Raw genomic sequence first — 24,794 nt, 5'->3', positions numbered from 1 at the left:
AAATGTCATCTAATTGACGAAGACGTTCTGCACTTAAGTCGATGATTGTTACATCCGCACCTAGTCCAACTGCAATTTTAGCAGCATTTGTACCAGCTTGTCCACCACCGATAATTGTTACTTTACCACGTTTAACTCCTGGAACACCTGCAAGTAAGATACCTTTACCGCCTTTGTTTTTCTCAAGGAATTGCGCACCGATTTGTGCAGCCATACGACCAGCTACTTCACTCATAGGTGCAAGTAATGGTAAAGAACGGTTTTCTAATTGTACTGTTTCATATGCGATAGCAACAACTTTCTTTTCAATTAACGCTTTTGTTAATTCTGGTTCTGGAGCTAAGTGTAAGTATGTGAATAAGATTAAACCTTCGCTGAAGTGTTTGTATTCGCTTTCAACTGGTTCCTTAACTTTCATAACCATTTCCATGTTCCAAGCTTCTTCAGCCGTATCAACAATTTTCGCTCCCGCTTCAACATACTGAGCATCTGTGAAACCAGATCCTACACCTGCGTCCTTTTGAATGAATACTTCGTGATTGTTACGAACTAAATGTACAACACCTGCTGGTGTCATTGCCACACGGTTTTCGTTGTTTTTAATTTCTGCTGGTACCCCAATACGCATAATGAAATGCCCCCTTATAATTAACAGAAAAAAGGAATTCTTTTTTCTTTTTTAAATAATTAATAACTTATGTCCTTATTCTAGCATAACTTAAAAGTTATGAAAACGCTAACATACTATTTTTTTAAAGTTTATATATTTAGAATAGTGTAAATATATAAAACATTGATTTTATTGGGTTCTCCGTACCACTCCATCATCTATTACTCTATTTCTATTATATCCATTCAAAATGCATAGTAATTATTTATTATTTGACAATAATGTAACAATGTAAAAAAACTAAGCAATGACGTATACATATACACTTATTACTTTGTTCAATACTTTAGAAATATATTCTTTTCACAAAAAAACAGCTACTGGCATTTAGCCAGCAGCTGGATAACTTATAAATAACTTTGAAAATAGATCTTCTGTCGTCTCACTAATTTTATCAAACATATCACTTTCACGATCTTCTTGCTCTTTTAACATCTTAATTGTTTCACGTGCATCTTCAGGATAATCGGTAATGATACCATCTACGTTTAACTTATAATATCCCTTTAAACTTTCCATATCATTTACCGTCCATACGTAAATCGGCTTGTTTAACTTCCTTGCTTCTTTTACTAATTTCTTATTTAACATGTATTCTTCTGCTACATAAAAATCAGCCTTCACATTCTTTAAGTTAGCTCTACTCGCATACAGTATATATCCTACTTTTATATTTGGATTTGCACGTTTAAACTCTTTAATAAGCGGATAGTGTAACGTTTGAATGACACATTGCTTCTCAAATTCATTATCTTTAATCGCTTTTAATACTTTGTTTACGAAATCTTTTTCGCCACCATGAAGCTTCACTTCAATATTAAGTTTGATTTTTCCTTTTGCCAGCTTAATGATCTCATCAAGTGTACTTATTTGTCCTGAAAAACCATCTTGACTAAGGGTAAGCTGTCTTAACTCCTCCATCGTTAAATCTGACACATGAACATTAGCATTAGCAAGACGTTTTAGCTTCAAATCATGTATAACTGCTAGTTCACCGTCTTTTGTTTGCAGTACATCAATTTCAGCGTAGTCTGCTTTGGCATCAATAGCCCCCTGCACAGCTTCTTTCGTATTCTCTACACCTTTTGAAATATAACCACGATGAGCCATAATAATTGGTTCTTTATATGAATTTGAAATAAACGTTACAATGAAGGCAACGACCATTCCGGCAGTAATAATTCCTACAATATATACACCAATAAATTTCCAACGATGTTTTTGGAAGAAACATTTATCTGCTTTTGTTTTCGAATAATCTAATCCTTCTTCTAATAAAACCTCTTCAACCGGAACCTTTTGTAAATACAATCGTGTTATTGCCATAATATAAAATGGCGTCACGATAAAACTAAATAAATACAATGTACTCGTTAAAAATACAGACATTGTTGATTCCGCTAATAATGCAAATGTTCCCTGTGGATTTGTAAATTCATACATGCCCCATAGACACAATAAATACATTCCAAAAAATACACCGTATACAATCCCTATTGAAATAAAAAATCCTACTAAAAAGAATAGTACTTTAAAAAAACTTTCTTTTACTAACGTTGCACTTTTACGTGCTGCTGTGCGAAACGGCTTTTGCTCTAAAACAACAATAGGTAGAACAAAAATCCAGCGAAGGTTCAAATACGCAACTACAGCAAAGAACGTGTAATAACCAACTTGTCCCATCGTTGTCTTAAACAGTTCTCCTGTAATAAAGTTAGGAATTTGAATTTGCGGAATTAATGCCGTTTCATATCCAATATTTAAAAGAGGTAACAATACGACAGCATATAAAATAAATCCTGGTAAGCAATATGTGAAAAGAGTAGGTAAATACGTTACGGTTTTATATAAAATCGGACGTAATTTCACCTTTTGTCTTTTATGAGCGAAGTACGAAATGATAATAAGCACCGCAAATTCCGTAAAGATAAGAAACAGTGCTAACAATGATAAAATTACGATTGCCAAAATGCCGTATGGTGTCTTTAAAAACGCTAATAATTCATCATTCGTCGCATTTGCATAACCACCAAAATACAATAACTTATTAAAAATGATCCCAAATAGCGGGACAAATACAATCGCTGCTAATAATTTATAAGCAAGTTGAAAGGTTAATACATTCCAAAAAGCAAATCTAACTGTTTGAAAGGAATGTCCCATTACCCCTGGTATAGATAGTCTTTTACGGTGTTGCATATATTCCTCCACATTCTAAAACGATATTTGAGATGGATTCCATATTTCCATTTCCAACCCATCTTTTTAATAATAATATATTCCGCTTAACATGAACACTCTTATACATACAATGAAAAAGTGATGGCTACTTGCCATCACTTTTTCATTTACTCTATTTTTTCTCTAACCCTTGACCAAATGCTTTCAAGAAGCTAAAACCGAATGTAATTGCTCTATTGATATCTGGATCTTTTAACACTTTAAAGAAATCCATCACTTTTGTTTTTTTACCACTATTTAATTCCTCTGTTGCAAATTGTAATCCAGTGACTAAACTAGATGTTATTTGTTTCGTTATTTCTGGGTCCACTGAAGATAATGCCTCTCCTGCCCCCATCATATTGTTTAATGCGTTTTTTACTGGTTCACGATTCAATTGTTCAACAGCTATTTTGGAAACATCTTCTTTTGCAGCAAGTAAACTAATTGCTGCATCTAAAATTCCAGCTTTTTGCAACTGCGCTAATAGCTGCATCGTCTCTTCTACTGCTTCTCTATTTTCAGCTAGATCATTTAACAACTCATCTGTTACTTGCTGTTTTTTTTCTTCTTCTGTTACAATCTTCTTTTTAATTAAAGTAATCTCTTTTGCCATGATCTCCGCCCCCTAATTCTGGTCCACAAGTGATACGTATTGTTTTCTTTGCCACTTTCGCTCGATTTCAACACCATTTTGCGGATGACGTTTTTTATCTCTCGGGTTTGAAGATGGTAACGGACGATTTCCTTTTTCACGTAATACGCGCAGTTTCACCATTGTTTGTTTATAAGCTGGTGTACACGTATAAATGTCTGTTGCTGTTCCTGTTAAAATATTGATTGCCTCTTCATTTACTGTCGCATGCATCGGCAAATATAACTCATTTCCAGTTACACGATCTGTAACAAGCGCTTGTACTTTGATCTTTCCAAATGGTGATGCTAACTCTACAAGACCACCATCTTTCACATTGCGTTCTTTAGCAAGTTTAGGTGAAATTTCAACAAATACTTCAGACACTTTAGATAAAATACCAGCCGACTTATTCGTCATATTCCCTTCATGGAAATGCTCTAGCATACGGCCATTATTTAATAGTAAATCATACTCATCTGGTGCTATAACTGGCGGAACCCATTCATCTAGTGATAAACGTGCTAGTTTGTCTGGGAAGTTAAATCCATCTACATATAATAATGGTGTATCACTACCATCATGGCTACCCCAACATAAACTATTCCAGCCTTCTAGACGGTCGTACGTCGCTTGAGAGTATAACGGTGCAAGCGATGCAATTTCGTCCATAATTTCACTTGGACTTCCATAATTCCAGTCTCCGCCCAGTGCACGAGCTACTTTTTGTAAAATCCACCAATCTGGTTTTGAATCACCAAGCGGTTTCAATACTTCGTATAATCTTTGAATACGGCGCTCTGTATTCGTAAACGTTCCTTCTTTTTCTAAGCTTGGTGCTGCTGGTAAAATAACATCGGCGAAACGAGCTGTTTTCGATAAGAACATATCTTGAACAACAAGAAAGTCTAAATTCGCTAAAATATGTTGTACATGGTTGGCATTTGAATCTACTAAAGCCATTTCTTCTCCCATAACATACATACCACGCAGTTTTCCTTCTTCGGCCGCAAGTAACATTGCGATATTATTTAATCCCGGTTCTTTCGGAATGGTAGTACCGTATGCTTTTTCAAATTTCGCACGATGCACATCATCTGAAACTGCTTGGTAACCCGGAAGCCAGTTCGGTAATGTCGCCATATCACAAGCACCTTGTACGTTATTATGCCCGCGTAACGGATACGCACCGGCACCAGGACGACGGTAGTTACCTGTCACGAGAAGTAAATTTGAAATTGCTGCCGACGTTGTACTTCCTCCTGTATTTTGAGTTACGCCCATTCCCCAAAGTACACAAGTACCATCTGCTTCATATACCATACGAGCCATTTCTTTTAACTGATCTTTAGAAATCCCTGTGATTTTCTCAGTATAATCAAGTGTATATTTTTCTAGCATTTTGCTATATTCATCAAAGTTCTTTACATTTTCAGCTATGAACTTTTTATCGTGCCAATCTTGATCGATAATGTATTTCGTTATCCCAGCAAGCCATACATAATCCGTCCCTTGACTCGGGTGAACAAATATATCAGCACGCTCCGCCATTTCATGTTTACGAAGGTCTGCGACAATTAGTTTTTGTTCATGTAATTTATGAGCACGCTTCACTCTAGTTGCAAGTACAGGATGTCCTTCTGTTGGATTTGCCCCAACAATAATAACAAGACCTGCCTCAGCAATATCTTTCACTGTTCCAGCATCTCCGCCCATACCGACAGTTTTAAATAAACCGTCTGTTGCTGGAGATTGGCAATAACGGGAACAGTTATCTACATTATTTGTTCCATATATTTGACGAGCTAGTTTTTGCATAAGATAGTTTTCTTCATTTGTTACTTTCGAAGAAGAAATAAACCCAAACGCATCGCTACCATACTCTGATTTAATATGTTGCATATTAGATGCAACAACTTCAAGAGCCTCTTCCCATGAAGCCTCAACAAACATATCCCCTTGGCGAATTAACGGCTTTGTAATACGCTCTTCACTGTTCACAAAGTCCCATCCGAATTTTCCTTTTACACATGTGGAAATACCATTAACCGGTGCATCTGAAACAGGTTGCACTTTTAAAATTTGACGATCTTTCGTCCATACTTCAAATGAACAACCTACACCACAAAATGTACAAACTGTTTTTGTCTTATTAATTTTCGTCTTACGCATCGCGGACTCTACTTCTGAAACTGCTAAAATACTGCTATATCCAGGCTCTACATCTTTTACAAAATCAATCATTGGATTTAGCACATCTGGTTTTAAACCAGTCATAAATCCAGCTTCTCCTAGCATCGTTTTTTCCATTAATGCATTACAAGGACAAACTGTTACACATTGCCCACAGCTAACACAAGACGAGTCATTTATACTCACACCATTGTCCCAAATAACACGTGGACGGTCTAAACTCCAATCAATCGATAAAGTTTCATTCACTTGTAAATTTTGGCATACTTCTACACACTGCCCACAAGCAATACATTGATTTGGATCGTATCGATAGAACGGATGCGACGTATCCACTTCGCATGCACTTACTTTCGGTTCATATGGATATTTCTGTTCTTCAATCTCCATCATATGTACTGTATTATGGACTTTACAGTTACCATTATTGTTATCACATACTGTACAATACAATAAATGATTCTCTAGTATTCGATCCATCGCTTCTGTTTGTGCTTCCTTTGCACGTTCCGATTGCCTCTCAATATGCATGCCATCTTCCAACTTCGTCGAACAGGCACGTAGTAAACTTCCATTCACTTCTACAATACATGTATCACAAGTTTGAATAGGATCTACCTCTGGTACATGACAAATTTGAGGATGTTCTAAATTACCTTCGTTAAACAATTGGAGTATCGTCTTTTCACCTGATACGAAAAATTCTTTACCATCAACGGTTACACGGACTGTCTGTTCTGTCATAGTTTCCCCTCTCCTTACAACTAACTGTACAACACAATTTTGAATCCGTTTTCATAATTTTGTTGTACATATTTTTGAAGCGCCCTGTTGAAATACTTTCCTTTGGAAGTCGATTCTAGATGTTATAAGGTATAACTACGAAAGCTTGAAAATGTCGCTATTCTACAAATCTATTATATCGTACATATACAATAATAACCAAAATAATCTGCCATCTTCTTGTTAGTAGGTGCTTTTGTTTTTTCGATGTTTTATGATAAATATGGAGAAAAATACATATAAAGGGGAATTTAATATGGGGCCTATTCAAGAAACATATACAATTGTACGTTATCAATCTGGTACATTTTCAAAACAAACCGATGAGGTTGTTACGGAATCTCCCATTACAATTAAATTAAATAGCGAAGAATACGTAACAATTGTATGCACTCCTAATTACATTGAAGATATGGTAACCGGTTTTTTAATTTCTGAAGGAATTATTTCTTCTTATAAAGATATTGAAGAATTATGGATCCAAAAAGAAAACGGAATTGTCCATGTAAAATCATCAAAAATTAATCCGCTCTATCAAACTTTATATAATAAACGGTACGTAACTTCTTGTTGCGGGAAAAGTAGACAAGGCTTTGTTTTCGTCAACGATGCAGCAAAAGCAAAAAAGTTACATGATATACATATAACTATTACTCCGGAAGAATGTTTTCACCTAATGACTTCCTTACAACAATCTTCAACTACATTTCGCCAAACGGGTGGTGTGCATAATACCGCTTTATGTGATCGAAATAACATTCTTTTATCAAGAATGGATATCGGAAGACATAATGCGCTAGATAAAATATACGGTCATTGTTTACGAAACAATATCTCTGTTCAAGGGAAAATCATTGCGTTTAGCGGACGCATCTCATCTGAAATTTTGTTAAAGGTTTCAAAAATAGGTTGCGAAATTGTTCTATCTAAATCAGCTCCAACTAAACTAGCTCTGCAACTCGCCCACGATTTAGGTATTACCGTAGTAGGATTTATTCGAAATGGATCTTGCAATATTTATACACATCCGGAACGAATCGATGGCTACAAAATAAACGATTGAATACGTAAAAGAAAGTGAAAATTTAATCAGTGGAGGGTTTTTCCCTCCTTACTGATTATTAGCCCAACCAATCGGGCTTTTACGGGCAATCCGACTCCCACGAATAGTTGGATAAAAATGACTCCTTTACAAAGCGGGAATTTTAGTTATAAAAATGTAACATATTAAAACCTTGAATAGTTAATAAAGTTAATATATAATTTCATTACATAAAGTGAAACTATAATCAGTGGGGGGTGTTCATCCCCCACTGATTATTAGCCTTCACCAATCGGGCTTTTACGGGCAGCCCGACTCCCACCTAACTTCTTTGCTCCAGCCGAATTTTGAGGTAGGAGTTTTACTGCCCACAAATAGCGGGATAAATAAAATGAAAACATAGTAGCATAATCTTTTCATTCTTTTACAAATTAAGAAAGAATAGTCACAGAATACATTTAACTAAACTTAATCTTACAAAGTTAATGAATTAAATTTGAATCAATCTAGGAGGTTACAACTATGGAAATTCGCTTATTAACAACAGAGGATGCAGAAATTTATTTGAAAGTGTGTATGGAAGGTTTAATGAAAAACCCTGAGGCTTTTAGCTCTTCTTATGAAGATGTTCTTAAACAGGAAAACCCTGTCGCTGCTATGGCAAAGCGATTAAGCAATCCGGATAAGTATACTCTAGGTGTCTTCAAAGATAATGATTTAATCGGTATTGCTACTCTAGAAACAAAGCCATTTATTAAGCAAGAGCATAAGGCAAAAATCGGCTCAGTTTTTGTTTCTCCAAAAGCGCGTGGCCTCGGTGCAGGACGAGCTTTAATTAAAGCGATTATTGAAAATGCCGATAAATTACATGTAGAACAGCTTATGCTTGATGTTGTCGCTGATAACACTGCTGCAAAAAAATTATATGAGTCCCTCGGCTTCCAAACTTACGGTGTGCAAGAACGGTCCTTAAAACATAATGGCCAATATTGGGACGAAGAGCATATGGTTTTATTCTTAAATAATTAACATTTTAATATAATTTTTCAAAAGCATCTTCTTATTAATTAAGATGCTTTTTTCATTACAACAATGTAATCTTCATGTCACCTTTATCGATCGTTCCAATCCTTTCCATTCGTTATACTAAAAATATAAAGTGAAACTTCACTCAGCGAGGAGGATCCGTCTCCCGCTAATTATTAAATGAACGTATAGCATGCAATTGATATGTGGAGGAGAATGTAACATGAAACAAAACAAACAAGCTATCTTTTTAATATTTGCTACAGCAATTGTAACTTCTGGACTGGCAATTCTACCTTGGTTTATTATATAGAACACATTAAAAAAGCTTATTGCTTCTTAAGAAGCAATAAGCTTTTTTTCTATTATAAAATCCCGAAAAATTTATTTACACAACTTATCATAATAAGCATAGATACCGCAACACACATTACAATCGCATTACAATCTTGCTTTTCTTTTTGTAAAAGTTCTACTTTTTTACTCATGTGTACAATCCCCTTTATATTAAAAAAAGTGTGAGATAGGAAATTTTTCTTATCCGATGCGAGGTGAATACGAAAACCCTCTCTATCTCACATACACAATAGAATGGAATTGTCATTTTATAAATAAAATGACATGACGTTATGTCGCAACATAGGGTATTTGTGTCGCTACGTTTTCTATTATAAAAAATAGTTGTGCAAAACTAGTGCATTTTTTATGTCAATTGCCCTGATTGAAAAAATCAGCCATCCATTCAATCACATAAAAAGAGTTTTTTATTATTTTCATGTAAACTATACAAGTAGAATGAATAGTTTGGGGTGCACAAGATTATGGTGAAAATTTTATTAGTAGACGATGAAGAACGTATGTTACGATTGTTAGATCTGTTCTTAAGCCCTCGTGGCTATTTTTGTATGAAAGCTACTTCTGGCCTTGAAGCGCTAGAATTAATCGAACAAAAGGACTTCGATATTATTTTATTAGATGTTATGATGCCGAATATGGATGGGTGGGATACTTGCTATCAAATCCGTCAAATTTCCAACGTTCCAATTATTATGCTAACAGCTCGCAACCAAAATTATGATATGGTCAAAGGCCTGACCATGGGAGCAGATGACTATATTACAAAACCATTTGATGAGCATGTATTAGTTGCACGAATTGAGGCCATATTACGCCGTACGAAGAAAGACGGATTTGTTAGCTTCAATGGTATTGAGTGGGATAAAACGAAACATACTGTTACCGTTTATGGTGAAAGAATCTCACTAACTCCTATTGAATTCTCGTTACTTGGACTCTTTTTACAAAATACAAACCGTGCTTACAGCCGTGATGATTTAATTGAAAAAATTTGGGGATATCAAACAGACATCGAATACAGAACTATCGATTCACATATTCGTAATATCCGTGATAAATTACGCAAAAAAGAATTTCCAGTTGAAGATTACTTAGAAACCGTCTATAAAGTCGGATATAAATGGAAAAGTGAATAATTACTTTAATCAGTGGGGATGGATAAAACCCCACTGATTAAAGTTTCACTCTATATGAAATAAGGTATGGTGAGAAAATGAGCAAACTTTCCCTTAAAGTTGGGACATACTTTTTAATATTAGCTTTATGTATTGAGACAATCGCTTTCGTATCTTTTTATAAGAACCTTTCAAACATACGCATTGAAGAGGAAACTCTTGCTCTTTTAGAGAAAGGAAATCGCTATAGTAAAATGATTAAAAACCGCGCGAAGTGGGGTGCATATTCTAAAGAAAGGCAACTCACAGAAAGCGCTGAACACAGTAAACGACCTAAACGTGCTGTGTACCCCGAGTTTGATATCAACACTGAGGCTGAACACTTAGTTGAATCAGAATTAATTGCTAACTCTGATATAGCTATCATTATAACAGACAATAACGGCAAAATTATTTCTACCTCAGAACCCGTAACGAAAGAAATGCAAAAACAACTTACTTGTAAAACTGAGACTATCCCAGAAGGTGGATTAATCGTTGAAAAAAACTGGAAAAAATCAAAATTCATCTCAACAGTAAGCCCGCTGGAAATTCAAGGATTTCAAGGTAAGTTATATATGTTATTAAAGACATCTTTCTTAGAAAATATGTTACTTAAACTCATGAATCAATTTCTTATCATTAGTGTTTTGACAATTATTTTAACTACTATTTCTGTCTTTGTTTTTTCTCGTGTTATTACAGAACCGCTTATAAAAATGAAGCGGGCGACAGAAAAAATGTCAAAATTAAATAAGCCGATTCAATTAGGAATTAAACGAAATGATGAACTTGGAAGCTTAGCAAAAACGATTGAAGATTTATCTAGTGAACTTACGTATATGAAAAAAGAACGAAACGAATTTCTCGCTAGTGTAGCGCATGAATTACTAACTCCATTAACCTATATGAAAGGTTATGCAAAGGTAGCAAAAAGAGATTCTCTAACGAAAGAAGAACGTGAAGAATACTTACAAATCATTGAAGACGAAACGGATAGTGTAACCGATCTCGTACAAGATTTATTTATGCTTGTACAATTAGAGCAACACCAGTTTGTTATAAAAAAACAAAAAGTAATTCTTAAACCATTTTTAGAACGAATGGTTGAAAAAACAAAAACAACATTAACAAACAAACAAATGCAACTCCATGTACATTGCAAAGATGATTTAGAAGTTTGCATAGACGAAAGACGTATGGAACAAGTTATGTTAAATTTATTACACAATGCTTATCAACATTCACCAGAAAACACTTCTATAATAATACGTGTACTAACCAGTGCGAATACTTTTACAATAAGTGTACAAGATGAAGGTGAAGGTATTCCAAAAGAAGATATCCCACATGTTTTTGATCGCTTTTACCGTGTCGATAAATCCAGAACACGAGCTACAGGTGGAAAAGGTATCGGACTGGCTGTTGCAAAAGAAATTGTAGAACTTCATAATGGTTCTATTGAAGTTAAAAGCGAATTAGAAGTCGGAACAGAATTTATAATTGAATTGCCATTTGTATAATATATGCGTGAAATCACCAGTAGTAGTCAACACTACTGGTGCTATTTTATTTATAAAACCAACTATTATAAGCTAAGCTTTTGAAATTATTCTTATTTCAATATAAAATATAGGTATAACTGTCAAAGATTTGGAGGGTGATACAATTGGATATCCATGTATTAACAAAAGACGAAGCAGAAATTTACTTAGAACTTCGAGTAGAAGGATTAAAACAAAATCCGGAGGCTTTCAGCTCTTCTTATGAAGATATTATTAATAAAGAGTGTGCTATTGAATATAAAGCCCAAAAATTAGCACAAGATGAGAACTATACACTAGGTGCATTTAAAGATGGCACTTTAATCGGAGTTGCAACACTGGAAACGAAACCATATGTAAAACAAGAACATAAAGCAAAAATCGGTTCAGTATACGTGTCTCCAAAAGCACGCGGACTTGGAGCGGGAAAAGCACTTATTAAAGAATGTCTTGAGCTTGCTAAATCTTTAGAAGTAGAGCAAGTTATGCTTGATGTTGTTGTCGGAAACGATGGTGCAAAAAAACTTTATGAGTCATTAGGCTTTAAAACGTTTGGCGTGCAAGAACGTTCATTAAAATATAACGGACAATATTGGGATGAAGAGCATATGGTTCTTTTCCTAGATGAAGAAAAGTAATAAAAAAACATCCTCCATTTATGAGGATGTTTTTTTACTTTCTTGTAAACCATGCTGTATATAATAATTGAATGGCCTCTTCAATTTCTTCCTCTAATAAAGTCGCAAATCCAAGCAATACTGTACTTTTGGGAGAAGTCCCTTCCTTATAATATATCGAAGCAGGATACACCTTAATACTCCTTTCAGCTGCAGCTTCCATTAATTCTTTCTCTTCCATCCCATTATGCACTTTTAATAAAATATGTAGGCCGGAATCTTCCCCTATTACTTCAATGCGATTAGAAAAACATTTTTCTAATACCGAAACAAGACGGTCTCTCTTCTTTCGGTACACAACACGCATTTTATGAATATGTTTTTCCCAATGCCCGTCATTTAAAAATTTCCTAATGATCTCTTGATCCATTCTTGAAACGCTTTGTGTGTAAAATAAATATTGTTGTTGATACTTTTTAATCAATTTCTTTGGTAACACCATATAACTCATCCGTAATGATGGCAACAATGCTTTAGATAGCGTCCCCATATAAATAACTTTCCCGTCTGTATCTAACCCTTGCAGTGCCGGTATAGGTTTTCCCGAATAACGAAATTCACTATCGTAATCATCTTCAACAATATACCTACCTTCTTCTTTCTTCGCCCATTGTAAAAGCTGCATCCTTCTCGTGATAGGCATAATCATCCCATATGGAAACTGATGAGAAGGTGTAACAAACACAATATTAGCTGAACTATTTTCTAACTCTGAAATACAAATACCATCTTTATCTAAAGATAACATTTGAACATTTTGTTCACCCTGTTCAAAAACAACCATCTTTCGGTGGTAGCCTGGATTTTCAACTGCATAACCACTTCCTTTTAACAATTGAAATAACAACTTCACTAATATTTGCGTACCAGCTCCGATTACAATTTGACTAGCCGAACATCGCACACCTCTAGATTCATACAAATAGCTCGCGATTGCTTCTCGTAAACTTACCTCCCCTTGCGGATGTCCAATAAAAAGTAAATCTTTATTTTCAAATTGCCATACCTCGTTCGTAATTTTTCGATATACATGAAACGGAAAAGTGCTAGTATCCACACCCGTTTGAGTGAAGTCAAATTTATACACCTGCTCTTGAAAAGGTACTTCCCCTATTACCTCTTCACTACCTTCCGCATGAATCATTTGCTCGATTTCACATGCAAAATAACCTTTTCTAGAAATCGACTCAATATATCCTTCGGCAAGAAGTTGCTCATAAGCTGCCTCTACTGTATTTTTACTTACTTGTAAATATGTTGCTAGCTTCCTCTTAGCCGGTAATTTCGTAAAAGCCGGAATCGTTCCATCTTTAATTTCTTTTTTTATATACTCATACAACTGCACATACAATGCCTTCTTACTATTCATATTTAAATTAGGCGTTAATTCTAACATAATATCTGACCCCTTAATAAAACTAAAATCTGATACTTTTTACAGTACCAGATTTTATATATAATTCCTTTTATCATGTCACACATAAAAAATCAAATACTAAAGAGGAGATGCATGATCATGAACAAAAGTAGACGTATCGGACTCATTATGATTATTACAGGAGCCACATTATGGGGATTATCTGGACCGATGATTCAATGGCTATTTCAACATACTAACGTATCATCACTTGATTTTTTAACAATTCGCTTGTTGCTTGCAGGAGTATTTATTTTGTCTTTCTTACTAATAAAGAAACAAAACATATTTCAAATTTGGAGACACCCTAGACATTCTATACAGCTTATTATTTTCTCTATTCTTGGCATGCTTGGTGCGCAGTACGCTTTTATCGAAACAGTTCATATTAGTAATGCGGTCACAGCAACACTCTTTCAATTTCTAGGCCCTGTTCTTATTACTATTTACGTTGCGTTTGAGCAAAAGAAATTCCCTGCTTCTATGCAAATACTCGCAATTATAACTGCTCTAACAGGGACATACTTTATTATTACAAACGGTTCAATTGAAAATATTGTTTTATCTAAAGCAGCTATTACTTTCGGTCTATTAACAGCGATTGGTTTTGCGTTTTATACCCTTCATCCGGCTTCCCTTATTAAAGAATGCGGAACAACTATAGTAATTGGCTGGGGGATGTTAATTGGAGGGATTGCACTGCTTATTTGTAATCGTTCTTTTGGATGGAATCAGATTTCGCAAACTTTCACACTTCAAACTTTTTCTATGCTTATTCTTATCATTATAAGCGGCACTCTTTCTTTCCTTCTTTATATCGGTAGTCTTAAATATTTAGCAGCAACAGAAACAAGTATTTTATCTAGCATTGAACCACTTGTAGCTGCCATCGTTTCAATCGCTTGGCTTAATGAGTCTTTTGGAGCATATCAATTATTAGGCGGAGTATGTATTGTTCTTTCTGTTATTTTCTTAACAATGCCTCAAAAAGAGAGAGAACCAACCTTTTCAACTGAGCAAATATAAAGTGAAACTTTAATCAGTGGGGGTTTTGTTCATCCCCACTGATTATTAGTTGAACCAATCGGGTGTTTACGGGCAGTTAATCTCCCACCTAACTTCTTTGCTCCAGCTGAATTTTGAGGTGGGAGTTTTACTGCCCGTTAATGCGGGATAGAAAATGTCAAAAGAGGTCGTACAAAACTTACGACCTCTTTTTATGATTTAAAGGAATTGTCCCGCCTGCTAGCAAATACAATTACACTAACAATAAAAATTAGGAGTGTGGCACCATGAAAAAAATCGGAACTATGCTACTTTTCTCCTTCCTCATTACTGGCTGCGCGCAAATGCAACCCGATTCAAATGTACCTAAAAAAGAAGTACTAGAAACATCATCCTCTCAAATTAACGCACCTTCCTTTTTTCACCTTAGTGTCTTAAAAGATGTAAATTGGGAAGAAGCACCATCATTCGTAGAAGGAAAAATACCGTTAAAAGGCATTGAAAGAAAAATTGCAATGGCTGATAGCTCTATTATCGCAAATGAGCAAAATGAAATAATGTGGTTCTTCCTGGATCCTGAAATGCCAACTGGAAAACTATCTATTATCGCGTTAAAACAAGGAACTACAACTCCAACACCAGTACTCTTTCAAAAAGAAACCTCCAAACAAACTTGGACTACTTCAAATACAGTCGATACAACCGTAAAGGAACTCCCTCTCGTAATGTCACTACCTTCATCTGGATTATGGGTATTAAACATATATGTGAATGAAAGATATTATGATCAATTTGTAATCAATGCCGAATAAAGTGACAAAACTGAAACACTTCCTTACAACAATGTAATTTCTACGTCACGTACTTCGATAGGTGGATTATCTCTCTTCTCTTATACTTAAAGTAAGAAATGACGCAAGGAGAGATGAGAGATGAAAAAAATGATAGAAGTGATCGTAGCAGTAACTGAGGTTTTAATAAATGGTAAACAAGTTGCAATGGAGTTAAATAAATAATGAACGGGGCTTGAATAAATTTACACTTCTTCATTATTTTGATTTCTTATCTCAAAAAAAGCAGTGCCTTTTTAAGGCGCTGCTTTTGACTATTTATAACTTGGCATTTTCGTAATCTGTGCCACACCTGAATCAATGGCTGCTTTCGCTACTACTTCTGCAACACTTGGAACAACTCTTTTATCTAATGGATTTGGAATTACATAATTCGCATTACGCTCTTCGTCCGTAATTATGTTAGCGATCCCATATGCTGCTGCTAATTTCATCTCTTCTGTAATATCAGTCGCGCGTACGTCTAATGCACCACGGAATATACCAGGGAACGCTAATACATTATTTACTTGATTTGAATAATCAGAACGACCAGTTCCAACTACAGCAGCTCCAGCTGCTAATGCGTCCTCTGGGAATATTTCTGGGATTGGATTCGCCATTGCAAAAACAATTTGTTTCTCGTTCATCGTCTGTATAAGTTCTTTCGTTAATACGTTTGGAGCAGATACACCGATGAAAATATCAGCTTGATGAATCGCTTCCTTTAATGTTCCACGTACATATTCTCGATTTGTCTTCTTTGAAACTTCGATTTGCGCTTCGTTCATCCATGTTTCACCTTCACAAACAATACCTTCTAAACTAACTAACGTAATGTATTTTGCGCCAGCTTTTAATAATAATTTTCCAATTGCAATTCCTGCCGAACCCGCACCGTTAATAACAATTTTCACATCATTCATTTGTTTACTTACAACTTTTAGTGCATTAATAACAGCTGCTAAAACGACAATAGCCGTCCCATGCTGATCATCATGAAATACAGGAATATTCGTTTCTTCTTTTAATCGTCTTTCAATTTCAAAACAGCGTGGTGCTGCAATATCTTCTAAATTAATTCCTGCAAATGTAGGCTCTAAATTTTTAACAAGGGTAACGATTTCATCCACATCAGTCGTCCCTAAACATAACGGGAAAGCATCTACATTCGCAAATTTCTTAAATAAAATACTTTTCCCTTCCATAACAGGCATAGCCGCTTTCGGTCCAATATTCCCTAAACCAAGTACTGCAGTTCCATCTGAAACAACTGCAACCATATTACCACGTGCTGTATAGTCATAAGCTGTTTCCTCATCTGCCGCAATTGCTTTACAAGACTCTGCTACCCCCGGTGTATAAGTCAAACTTAAATCGTCCGCTGTATTCACTTCTACTTTACTTGTAATTTCAATTTTCCCTACTAATTCTTTATGCAATAACAATGATCTTTCATTAATTTGTTTTTCTAACATACTTATAATCTCCCCTTAATTTGACAAGCTAGCTATATGAATATAGCTAGCTTGTTTGATCATGAAAACATTTTTAATAAAATTGTCGCTGTTACGACCATTGCAGCCCCACCTAAACGCGTTGAAATTTGTGCGAACGGCATTAATTCCATACGATTTGAAGCTGATAAAATAGCAACATCTCCAGTTCCACCTAAACCACTATGACATCCAGTTACAATCGCTGATTCAACTGGATACATTTTCATCACTTTCCCTACAAGAAAACCTGACGCTACCATTGTAAGAACAACCGATGCGCACACAACAACATATCCTACCGAAAGAACTGCTGCTACGTCTTTTAACGGAATATATAGCAATCCTAAACCGACCATTAATGGCCATGTTAAATTCTTTGAAATGAATTTATATAAATGGAATGCTCCTTGCTCCATTTTTGCTGGCATTAGATTAAAGTACTTCACAATTGCCGCTGAAAAAATCATAATGATTGCTCCTGGAATACCGATAAACTTAGAAGCGAATCCTCCGAAAATAAAGAATGTACATGCAATCAATAATCCTGCTCCCATTAATGAGAAATCAATTGGTTTTTCTGTATTTTGCTCCTTTAATAAATCTGCTTGATTGTCTGTTTTTACTAATACACCGTTACCACTAAGCTCAGGTCTCTTCTCACCTAAACGCTTCATATACCCTGCACTCACGATTGCAAACATATTCCCAATAATAGCTGCCGGAATAAGCTGTGATACAAACGTTGCTGATGATTCATTTAAAATATCACTATAAGCTAGCGACAATGGTAAAATCCCTTCTCCGATACCACCACTCACAATTGGTACGATGATAAAGAAAAATGTCTGCTTCATTTCAAATCCAAATAGTGAACCGACTAATAAGCCCACTGCTACAGAAGCTAACGTTCCTACTACTAAAGGAATAAACATACGAACGAAACCCTGCACTAACACTTTACGGTTCATTCCCAAAATACTTCCAACTACTAAACAAGAAATATATAAATATAAAAAGTTCGATTTTTTCATTAACATAGTCGCAGCTTCCATTGAAGCTGGATTCATCCAGTTAAAAAATACAAGTAACGATGGAATAAATAATGAGAGAATTGCTGGACCACCGATATTTTTTAATATTGGAATTCTCATTCCAATATCACCTAAGAAAATACCCATGATCATAATAACTGCAAAACCACCAATCATATCTGCTGGTAATTTATTATATACAGATGCTCCATAAATAATAGCAGCCAATACTACATATAACGGTAAAGGTATAACACCGATTTTAACGTTCATAATTTTAGAAGCGAAAGATTCACTTTTCAATTCATTGCCTTCAGAAAATGATACCGCTTCCACATTTTTTTGAATTCCCATATGGCACCCCCTTGTTTTCTTAATAACAATATTAAAACGCTTTCAATAGTAAAAATAGTTTTTGTAAGTTTTGTAATTGGTTTTGTAATTAAAAAAAGTATAAGCGACTTATAATAAGCCGCTTATACGTAAAAGTCTATTTTATTCCGGTCAATACACCTTAATTTACTCACCGGTCTTCCCACATTTTGATACACCATTTCATTCTCTAATACTCCGATTTCAGTCAAAAACATTACATACTTTCGAATAGAAACTCTCGAAACCCCTACTAATTGCGCCATTTCATCAGTTGTAAATGCTTGTCCATTAAGTGATTCGATTTTCTTCCAAATTAATTGCAATGTTTGCTTCGTTAATCCCTTTGGAAGTTCTTTATTAACAAAAGATTCTCTTTTTTCTTTTTGCAAAATTAATGAATCTAATTCCGATTGACTAATTTTTTGTTGTTCTTTCATAAAAGTAAGTTTTTCTCGATATACAGTTAATGCCTCTTTAAATCGTTCAAATGTAAATGGTTTAATTAAATAATCTACTACGCCATATTGTAATGCCTTTTTAATACTCACCATATCATGTACAGCTGAAATCATCATAATATCAATTTCTTTTTCTTGATTCCGAATATACATTAACAGCTCAAATCCAGTCTCTTCAGGCATAAAAATATCAAGTAATACTAAATCTACTCGTGATTTCTCTAATACTTCTATCGCCTCTTTTACTGATTTAGCTGCATGAACAAGTTCAAATCCTCCCACTTGCTCTAAATAATGCGTATTTAACATCGCAACCATCGGATCATCTTCTACAATTAAAACTTTAATCATATTTGCTTCTCATCCCTACCTTTAGGTATTTCAATTGTTATCGTTGTTCCCTCTCCTAATAAGGAGGAAATGTGAATCTCCCCATTTATTCGCTGTATACTTTCTTTTACAAGATACAAACCATAACCGCGATTATCCCCTTTTGTGGAATAACCTTTTGTAAATAATGCATCCACTGCGTCTTCTTCTATACCTTTCCCCGTATCTTGTACTGTGATAGTTAATGCATTCTGATATTGTATCCCAACTTCAACTTGTTTCTTTTTGCAATGTATCACTGCCTCTAATGCATTATCTATTAAGTTCCCTACAATCGTAATAAGTTCATGAGTAATACTTTCATCATATATTTCCGGCAAGTAAGAATCTTCACTTATAATTAACTTTATATTTTTCTCCCTAGCATAGCTAAGTTTACCTAGTAAAAAACCAGCAAATACTGGACTTTTTATTCTTTTCATAACCCCACCAATTTCATATTGATGCTCTGATACCATACTACTTACATATTTCTGCAATTCTTCATACTGTTTCATATGTGTTAGCCCTAATACGACATGCATTTTATTCATAAATTCATGAGATTGTGCCCGTAACGCTTCCGCATATAGCCTAATACCAGTTAGTTCCTCTGCTAATTTTCTAATTTCTGTTTTATCACGAAATGTTGCGATCGCGCCAACTATTTCTCCTTTTACATATAAAGGAACACGATTTGTGACAATCGTAATCCCGTAAATATTTTGTTCTTCGTTTAATTGTACCTCGCCTGTTTGCAACACTTCTTTTATACGTGAATTTGGCATATACAATTCAACATCTTTACCAATAAAGTCTTCTTCAAGTCCACTTTTCTTAAATAATCGTTTTGCCTCATTATTTATTAAAGTTACATTCGCCTCTTTATCTACAGCAATAATACCTTCTTTCACCGAAAGCAACATCGTATTTCTTTCTTCAAGAATTTTTGCTATCCTATGCGGCTCAAGACCAAATAAACTTTTTTTTATATGTCTAGCTAGCAATATTGCTCCTATAATCCCAACTAATACTCCAACTCCGACACCAATATAAATAATATGTCTACTTTGCTTAACTCTTTCTTTTACATTATCTGCTGAAATACCGACAGCTACTGCTCCAAGCTGTTCACCTGTTTCAGAAAATATTGGTACAAACACTCGCATTGAAATACCTAAAGTTCCTTCTGCTAGCGATACATGTTCCTTCCCTTTCAATGCAGGTCCTTCATCTCCCCCAATAAAATGATGACCTATTTTTTGAGGATTTGGATGAGATTTTCTTATTCCATCCATATCCATAACTACAATAAATTGAACACCTGTATTTTTTAATATTCTATTTGTATACGTTTGGATTGCTGAAGTATCTGCTTTCCCAATCAAACCATTGATTACAACTGAATCATTCGCCACAATGTGTGCAATTGTTTTCGCTTTCTCTGCTTGGCTTTCCTCCGTTGTCCGTTCTACATTATGACTAATTAATATATCTGTCACAAGTAAAGAAAAAATTACAACTGTACAAACTAACAATGTAATCGTTTTCCATAAATTCCATAGTCTTTTTCTTTTTTTCATCCCGTTAATGACTCCCCTAATTACTGAATAGAAAAATAAGTAAGGTGATATTATTTTCACCTTACTTATTTGCTGTTATTATACTTTAAATTTACTAGTCATTGCTTGTAGTTCTTTTCTTCTTCCATCAAATTAACTTATTTTTCTACAGCCGCTGCACTCTTCGTTATTTCAACAACTTAGAAAACAATACATAATAATAACATGTATTATTTTGCTCAATTATGCATTTTTGCATATTTAGTTATTTTTAAAAAGATTAAATTACAAAATAAGAGAACCCCATATAGAAGTTCTCTTGTTTCATATCACTTTCGCTTCTTAAAAATACCTTTCACAAAACTTTCTTTATGATCCGTGTAATTCTTTATCCCCGCTGAATGCTTCTTAGCATAATCTAATTTTAAATTTATATACTCTCCCTTTGCTTCCTCGTTTGCATTCAAATAATCTCTAAAAAAGATTAAATTATTCCAAATCCCCTTTTCATACTCTACTAAATGAATATAATGTGTGCGTTTTTGAAAAGTAGAATCAGTAAACTTTGCAAAGATAATCTCACCAGGTCGTTCCACCTTTAATCGTAAAAATCCTATAGATTTAAAACCATCTATAATAGATTTACTTACTGTATTTAAATCATCTACAGCTACTAATATATCTATAATTGGTTTGGATACCATACCTTCAATAGCCGTACTGCCAATGTGTTCTATACGATCCGCTTCTATATGCATATTTTCTTGTATCTCATGTTTCACTTTAGAAAACTCATTTTTCCACTCATCTGTATAACTCACTAACTTAATTTCGTCACCCGTTATCCCTAGGTCCATACTCCTTTTCCCCCTAATTTATTTTGAGCTTTTCACATAACTAATTGCCTGACTCCCCATCTGTACCCACGCCTTTTCAAAATCTTCTCTCGATACACTGATATTCGGGCTTTCATTAAGTGGATCTTGAATATATACAGACTCCTTATCATATCCAACAAGAACAACACAATGTTCATTATAAGTAATAGAAACATCTCCACCATTTGTTTCCCATATAGTGAATTCATCCTCATCTAGCGGTGCATATGTTGCATTCGTAATCATTACTACCGGTTGCCCATTACTTACACTCTTATAAAGTTCTTCAACACTCTTCCCTGTTAAGTCCACAGCTTCATTCGGTAAATATTTTTTCGCTAATTGAAAAAGTGGTCCATGATATACACCATATCCCGATTCAGAAAACGTATAAATGTTCCCAACAAAGCCTTCATTCGGATTTCCTCTTACACCATCATCTAAAAAATTTACCTTTTTGATGTCACTCGCTAATTTCATCTTATCTACAGAAACACCTGCGTATTGTAACATCATCGCTAAACTTGTTACTTCGCAGCCTCTATCTAACTCTGGTAATTGCTGAATTAAAGGCACATTTGATAACATGACTTTTTCATCGTTATTACTAAACTCTATTCGTTTTTGACTTTGTACACTTGAAAATAGTAACCCCTTTACTTTCTCTACATACTTTGTAATTCCATTTGTATATGCACCCCATACCCCTATACATAGTAAGGCCATACATATATACCACTTCCATTTTCGTATCACTCTCACGCCCTTTTTAATTCGTTAAATACGAATAAAACGCATCAGCATCTGTTTGAACCATAGGAACAAACTTAAGCTCTTTTCCCTTTTCAGGTTGTTCAAGATTTATCTTCTCCGCTAAATCTTGAATCTTCAAATTCGTTTTATCCATACCTAGCTCATCTGCTATTTCTATTACCTTTTGCTCATTTATTTCTCTTAATACTTGATATATATCTTTGCCATATAAATCAATATGATATTTTTTTGCTTCTTCCTGTACTTTTTGTTCGTACACTTCTTGTGCTAACTCTTCCATCTCTTTTCCTTGTTGAGCAATACCTAGCTTTTCTGCTTCTTCTCTAACTTTCGTTCCATAGATTTCTTCCTCAATCTCTTCTATTTCTTTTCCTTCAGTTGAAACACCAAGCTTTTCTGCTTCATTATTAATTTTAATCTTATTAATTTGATCAATTAAACTCACAATCGACGTATTCTCTATAGATATTCCTAGTTTCAACGCTTCTTGCCTCACTTTTGTTTCATAAATTTCTTCTGAAAGAATTCCAACATCTTTCCCTTCTGCCGAGATACCCAATTGATTAGCTTCTCTTCCTACTTCCGTCTCATGAATTTCTTTTTCTAACGTAATTTGTTCTTTCCCCTCCGTTTCAATGCCTAACTTTTCCGCTTTTTCTTCCGTATGCATTGCATGTATTTTCCCATCATTTAATTGTTCTTTACTACGCTGCGTGTAATCTGTCTTTCCTTTTGTCATTCCAGAAGGGGAGGCACCCCCTAATATACTTAAACTCATTACTCCAATAGTGAATACCGTCATCATTTTCTTTTTCAAGACTTCTTCCTCCCTCTCACGCTTTCTTTTTCCAGCTTTCCCATAAATTTTTTTATACTATACATAAACTTCATCTCTGTTAGAAATAACCTTATGATTTATCCAGTTCATTCAAAAAAACTTACATCTTTTCTTTCCATCACAAGTTTCCATGATGTAATACATGATACAAGTTGTTTCTTAACTTTCCCTTAAAAAAAAGACGACCTTGTAAAAACAAGATCGTCTTCTCACTTATATTCTTTGATTTTTAGGGAAAATCACTTCAAAACAAGTTCCTTCTCCCCATTTGCTCTCTACCGATATTTTTCCATAATGCTTTTCTACAATCCAATTAGCGATTGAAAGACCTAACCCAGCTCCTTCTGACATACTTCTTGCTTTGTCTCCTTGATAAAAACGATCAAATAAATTTGGAATATCTTCTTCTTTAACTCCTATCCCATTATCTTTCACCCGTATACGAATTGAATTACTCGTTTGTGTGCAATCAATTTGAATATGCCCATCTTCATTCGTATACTTCATCGCATTATCTAACAATATGACCATCATTTGATGGATTCTCTCTCTATCACCCATAAACGTTATATCACGTTCTACTTTTAATATCATCGCTTTTTCTTGATAAGAGGCAATTTCTTTATATGGATTTATAATTTCTTCTAACAACTTATCCAGTTCAAATGTTTTCTTTTCCATCTCAATTTGATTAGAATCCGAACGTGCTAACAACAATAAATTGCTAACGAGTTTCGATAGCCGCCTACATTCTTTTGAAATTGTAGAGATATCCACGGCTTTTTCTTCTATCGTAGCGGATGGGGACTGGAATAATACATCCGTTTTTGATTGAATAACTGCAAGCGGTGTTCTTAATTCATGCGATGCATCAGAAACGAATTGCTGCTGTTTCTCCCATGAATTTTGAATAGGTATGAGTGCTCTACCCGCTAGGAAAAAGCCGATTCCTATTGCACATAGACTTCCTATGCTGCAACCTATAACGAGAATTAAAAATAAAGTATTTATCATTTCTTCTTCAGCTGTTGTATCACGTACAATTTGAACTATTTTTCCATCTTCTTGAAACGCAAACGTTCTAAAATATCGTCCTTGCACTTCAATATCTTGCAAATCCCCTACCTTTTTTGGAGAAAACTTTTCCAAATCCCCTTCAAAGTTAGAGCGAAATTTATGGTTATCGCCTTCTATCTCCACTATTTTTCCATTCCAAGTTATTATAGTTATCCGTGGGTCTCGAATTTTGATATTCTCTATACGTTTTCTTGGTGGTGGCATTTTAACATCAAATTTTTCTCTATACTGAGTTATCATTTTTATAGATTGATCCACTTCATTATAAGTACGCTTGTATGTGTACGAATAAATAATACTACCTAATACACCTATTAATAGGATAAATACTAACGAATTCAATATAGTTAGACGAATACGTGTCTTTTGAAACATGCTTCC

The 24,794-nt window shown here is 34.6% G+C and carries 21 protein-coding genes; 7 read left to right on the top strand and 14 right to left on the bottom strand.

Features of this window, described 5'->3' with window-relative positions; genetic code table 11:
* From CQ058_RS21945 to fdhF, 4 genes are all read right to left on the bottom strand, one after another.
* On the bottom strand, positions 1 to 628 hold a 628-nt coding region (locus CQ058_RS21945), incomplete at its 3' end, for an alanine dehydrogenase (protein ID WP_142396386.1).
* Positions 629 to 997: 369 nt separating this feature from the next.
* A complete protein-coding gene (locus tag CQ058_RS21940; protein ID WP_002188257.1) occupies positions 998 to 2,869 on the bottom strand; it encodes a glycerophosphoryl diester phosphodiesterase membrane domain-containing protein in 1,872 nt (623 codons plus the stop codon).
* Between the two features lie 154 nt (positions 2,870 to 3,023).
* On the bottom strand, positions 3,024 to 3,506 hold the full coding sequence (locus CQ058_RS21935; RefSeq protein ID WP_002140332.1) for a helical membrane plugin domain-containing protein: 483 nt from the start codon (positions 3,504 to 3,506) through the stop codon (positions 3,024 to 3,026).
* A gap of 12 nt (positions 3,507 to 3,518) precedes the next feature.
* Positions 3,519 to 6,461, bottom strand: coding sequence for a formate dehydrogenase subunit alpha (gene fdhF / locus CQ058_RS21930; RefSeq protein ID WP_002188256.1), 2,943 nt, complete (start codon positions 6,459 to 6,461; stop codon positions 3,519 to 3,521).
* A gap of 295 nt (positions 6,462 to 6,756) precedes the next feature.
* Here fdhF and fdhD point away from each other — a divergent pair, with 295 nt between their 5' ends.
* Complete coding sequence (gene fdhD, locus CQ058_RS21925) at positions 6,757 to 7,563, top strand: formate dehydrogenase accessory sulfurtransferase FdhD (RefSeq protein ID WP_033727980.1); 807 nt, start codon at positions 6,757 to 6,759, stop codon at positions 7,561 to 7,563.
* Positions 7,564 to 8,064: 501 nt separating this feature from the next.
* The gene (locus tag CQ058_RS21920; RefSeq protein ID WP_002010444.1) at positions 8,065 to 8,571 is read left to right on the top strand and encodes a GNAT family N-acetyltransferase; all 507 of its coding nucleotides are present in this window, start codon (positions 8,065 to 8,067) and stop codon (positions 8,569 to 8,571) included.
* Positions 8,572 to 8,933: 362 nt separating this feature from the next.
* On the opposite strand, the gene CQ058_RS32375 is transcribed toward CQ058_RS21920, so the two are convergent.
* Complete coding sequence (locus CQ058_RS32375; RefSeq protein ID WP_002188252.1) at positions 8,934 to 9,056, bottom strand: hypothetical protein; 123 nt, start codon at positions 9,054 to 9,056, stop codon at positions 8,934 to 8,936.
* Between the two features lie 333 nt (positions 9,057 to 9,389).
* Between CQ058_RS32375 and CQ058_RS21915 the strand changes: the two genes are divergently transcribed.
* The 3 genes from CQ058_RS21915 (at position 9,390) to CQ058_RS21905 (ending at position 12,261) form a co-directional block, all read left to right on the top strand.
* Positions 9,390 to 10,061: a response regulator transcription factor gene (locus CQ058_RS21915; RefSeq protein WP_002010439.1), complete on the top strand. Its 672-nt coding sequence runs from the start codon at positions 9,390 to 9,392 to the stop codon at positions 10,059 to 10,061.
* A gap of 77 nt (positions 10,062 to 10,138) precedes the next feature.
* Complete coding sequence (locus tag CQ058_RS21910) at positions 10,139 to 11,602, top strand: sensor histidine kinase (protein ID WP_002188251.1); 1,464 nt, start codon at positions 10,139 to 10,141, stop codon at positions 11,600 to 11,602.
* A gap of 146 nt (positions 11,603 to 11,748) precedes the next feature.
* Positions 11,749 to 12,261, top strand: a complete 513-nt coding sequence (locus CQ058_RS21905; RefSeq protein WP_002029700.1) for a GNAT family N-acetyltransferase — start codon at positions 11,749 to 11,751, stop codon at positions 12,259 to 12,261.
* A gap of 34 nt (positions 12,262 to 12,295) precedes the next feature.
* On the opposite strand, the gene pdxR is transcribed toward CQ058_RS21905, so the two are convergent.
* A complete protein-coding gene (pdxR, locus tag CQ058_RS21900; RefSeq protein ID WP_002188250.1) occupies positions 12,296 to 13,696 on the bottom strand; it encodes a MocR-like pyridoxine biosynthesis transcription factor PdxR in 1,401 nt (466 codons plus the stop codon).
* Positions 13,697 to 13,816: 120 nt separating this feature from the next.
* On the opposite strand from pdxR, the gene CQ058_RS21895 reads away from it, so the two are divergent.
* Together CQ058_RS21895 and CQ058_RS21890 are read left to right on the top strand one after the other, a co-directional pair.
* Positions 13,817 to 14,743 carry a DMT family transporter gene (locus CQ058_RS21895; protein WP_002188247.1) on the top strand — a complete coding sequence of 309 codons (927 nt, stop codon included), beginning with the start codon at positions 13,817 to 13,819 and terminating at the stop codon, positions 14,741 to 14,743.
* A 266-nt stretch (positions 14,744 to 15,009) separates the two neighbouring features.
* On the top strand, positions 15,010 to 15,534 hold the full coding sequence (locus CQ058_RS21890; RefSeq protein WP_002167075.1) for a DUF4871 domain-containing protein: 525 nt from the start codon (positions 15,010 to 15,012) through the stop codon (positions 15,532 to 15,534).
* Between the two features lie 293 nt (positions 15,535 to 15,827).
* On the opposite strand, the gene CQ058_RS21885 is transcribed toward CQ058_RS21890, so the two are convergent.
* The 8 genes from CQ058_RS21885 to CQ058_RS21850 all read right to left on the bottom strand — a co-directional run bounded on the left by CQ058_RS21885 (position 15,828) and on the right by CQ058_RS21850 (position 24,788).
* A complete protein-coding gene (locus tag CQ058_RS21885; RefSeq protein WP_002188246.1) occupies positions 15,828 to 17,030 on the bottom strand; it encodes an NAD(P)-dependent malic enzyme in 1,203 nt (400 codons plus the stop codon).
* A 59-nt stretch (positions 17,031 to 17,089) separates the two neighbouring features.
* Entirely contained in the window at positions 17,090 to 18,436 is a 1,347-nt protein-coding gene (locus CQ058_RS21880) for a 2-hydroxycarboxylate transporter family protein (RefSeq protein WP_002125134.1), read from the bottom strand.
* A 122-nt stretch (positions 18,437 to 18,558) separates the two neighbouring features.
* Positions 18,559 to 19,266 carry a response regulator gene (locus tag CQ058_RS21875; RefSeq protein ID WP_002188244.1) on the bottom strand — a complete coding sequence of 236 codons (708 nt, stop codon included), beginning with the start codon at positions 19,264 to 19,266 and terminating at the stop codon, positions 18,559 to 18,561.
* The gene (locus CQ058_RS21870; RefSeq protein WP_002188243.1) at positions 19,263 to 20,867 is read right to left on the bottom strand and encodes a sensor histidine kinase; all 1,605 of its coding nucleotides are present in this window, start codon (positions 20,865 to 20,867) and stop codon (positions 19,263 to 19,265) included. The genes CQ058_RS21875 and CQ058_RS21870 overlap by 4 nt, the downstream gene beginning before the upstream one ends.
* Positions 20,868 to 21,175: 308 nt before the next feature.
* Positions 21,176 to 21,703, bottom strand: coding sequence for a GrpB family protein (locus CQ058_RS21865; protein ID WP_002188242.1), 528 nt, complete (start codon positions 21,701 to 21,703; stop codon positions 21,176 to 21,178).
* Positions 21,704 to 21,721: 18 nt separating this feature from the next.
* Positions 21,722 to 22,450 (bottom strand): C39 family peptidase, encoded by a 729-nt coding sequence (locus CQ058_RS21860; RefSeq protein ID WP_002188241.1) that lies wholly within the window; start codon positions 22,448 to 22,450, stop codon positions 21,722 to 21,724.
* 43 nt (positions 22,451 to 22,493) lie between these two features.
* Positions 22,494 to 23,315, bottom strand: a complete 822-nt coding sequence (locus tag CQ058_RS21855) for a hypothetical protein (RefSeq protein ID WP_002188240.1) — start codon at positions 23,313 to 23,315, stop codon at positions 22,494 to 22,496.
* A 234-nt stretch (positions 23,316 to 23,549) separates the two neighbouring features.
* Complete coding sequence (locus CQ058_RS21850) at positions 23,550 to 24,788, bottom strand: sensor histidine kinase (RefSeq protein WP_002188239.1); 1,239 nt, start codon at positions 24,786 to 24,788, stop codon at positions 23,550 to 23,552.
* Between the last annotated feature and the right edge of the window lie 6 nt (positions 24,789 to 24,794).

The organism is Bacillus sp. MYb56, assembly GCF_002976445.1.
Lineage (GTDB): Bacteria > Bacillota > Bacilli > Bacillales > Bacillaceae_G > Bacillus_A > Bacillus_A mycoides.
The sequence above is the reverse complement of the archived record's forward strand: the minus strand, read 5'-3'. Positions and strand labels throughout refer to the sequence as shown.

What these genes read in the sequence shown, in the direction of transcription:
- CQ058_RS21940 (WP_002188257.1), bottom strand. Translation starts at nt 2,869, where the DNA reads ATGCAACACCGTAAAAGACTATCTATACCAGGGGTAATGGGACATTCC.
- CQ058_RS21935 (WP_002140332.1), bottom strand. Translation starts at nt 3,506, where the DNA reads ATGGCAAAAGAGATTACTTTAATTAAAAAGAAGATTGTAACAGAAGAA.
- fdhF (WP_002188256.1), bottom strand. Translation starts at nt 6,461, where the DNA reads ATGACAGAACAGACAGTCCGTGTAACCGTTGATGGTAAAGAATTTTTC.
- fdhD (WP_033727980.1), top strand. Translation starts at nt 6,757, where the DNA reads ATGGGGCCTATTCAAGAAACATATACAATTGTACGTTATCAATCTGGT.
- CQ058_RS21920 (WP_002010444.1), top strand. Translation starts at nt 8,065, where the DNA reads ATGGAAATTCGCTTATTAACAACAGAGGATGCAGAAATTTATTTGAAA.
- CQ058_RS32375 (WP_002188252.1), bottom strand. Translation starts at nt 9,056, where the DNA reads ATGAGTAAAAAAGTAGAACTTTTACAAAAAGAAAAGCAAGATTGTAAT.
- CQ058_RS21915 (WP_002010439.1), top strand. Translation starts at nt 9,390, where the DNA reads ATGGTGAAAATTTTATTAGTAGACGATGAAGAACGTATGTTACGATTG.
- CQ058_RS21910 (WP_002188251.1), top strand. Translation starts at nt 10,139, where the DNA reads ATGAGCAAACTTTCCCTTAAAGTTGGGACATACTTTTTAATATTAGCT.
- pdxR (WP_002188250.1), bottom strand. Translation starts at nt 13,696, where the DNA reads ATGTTAGAATTAACGCCTAATTTAAATATGAATAGTAAGAAGGCATTG.
- CQ058_RS21895 (WP_002188247.1), top strand. Translation starts at nt 13,817, where the DNA reads ATGAACAAAAGTAGACGTATCGGACTCATTATGATTATTACAGGAGCC.
- CQ058_RS21890 (WP_002167075.1), top strand. Translation starts at nt 15,010, where the DNA reads ATGAAAAAAATCGGAACTATGCTACTTTTCTCCTTCCTCATTACTGGC.
- CQ058_RS21885 (WP_002188246.1), bottom strand. Translation starts at nt 17,030, where the DNA reads ATGTTAGAAAAACAAATTAATGAAAGATCATTGTTATTGCATAAAGAA.
- CQ058_RS21880 (WP_002125134.1), bottom strand. Translation starts at nt 18,436, where the DNA reads ATGGGAATTCAAAAAAATGTGGAAGCGGTATCATTTTCTGAAGGCAAT.
- CQ058_RS21875 (WP_002188244.1), bottom strand. Translation starts at nt 19,266, where the DNA reads ATGATTAAAGTTTTAATTGTAGAAGATGATCCGATGGTTGCGATGTTA.
- CQ058_RS21870 (WP_002188243.1), bottom strand. Translation starts at nt 20,867, where the DNA reads ATGAAAAAAAGAAAAAGACTATGGAATTTATGGAAAACGATTACATTG.
- CQ058_RS21865 (WP_002188242.1), bottom strand. Translation starts at nt 21,703, where the DNA reads ATGGACCTAGGGATAACGGGTGACGAAATTAAGTTAGTGAGTTATACA.
- CQ058_RS21860 (WP_002188241.1), bottom strand. Translation starts at nt 22,450, where the DNA reads ATGGCCTTACTATGTATAGGGGTATGGGGTGCATATACAAATGGAATT.
- CQ058_RS21850 (WP_002188239.1), bottom strand. Translation starts at nt 24,788, where the DNA reads ATGTTTCAAAAGACACGTATTCGTCTAACTATATTGAATTCGTTAGTA.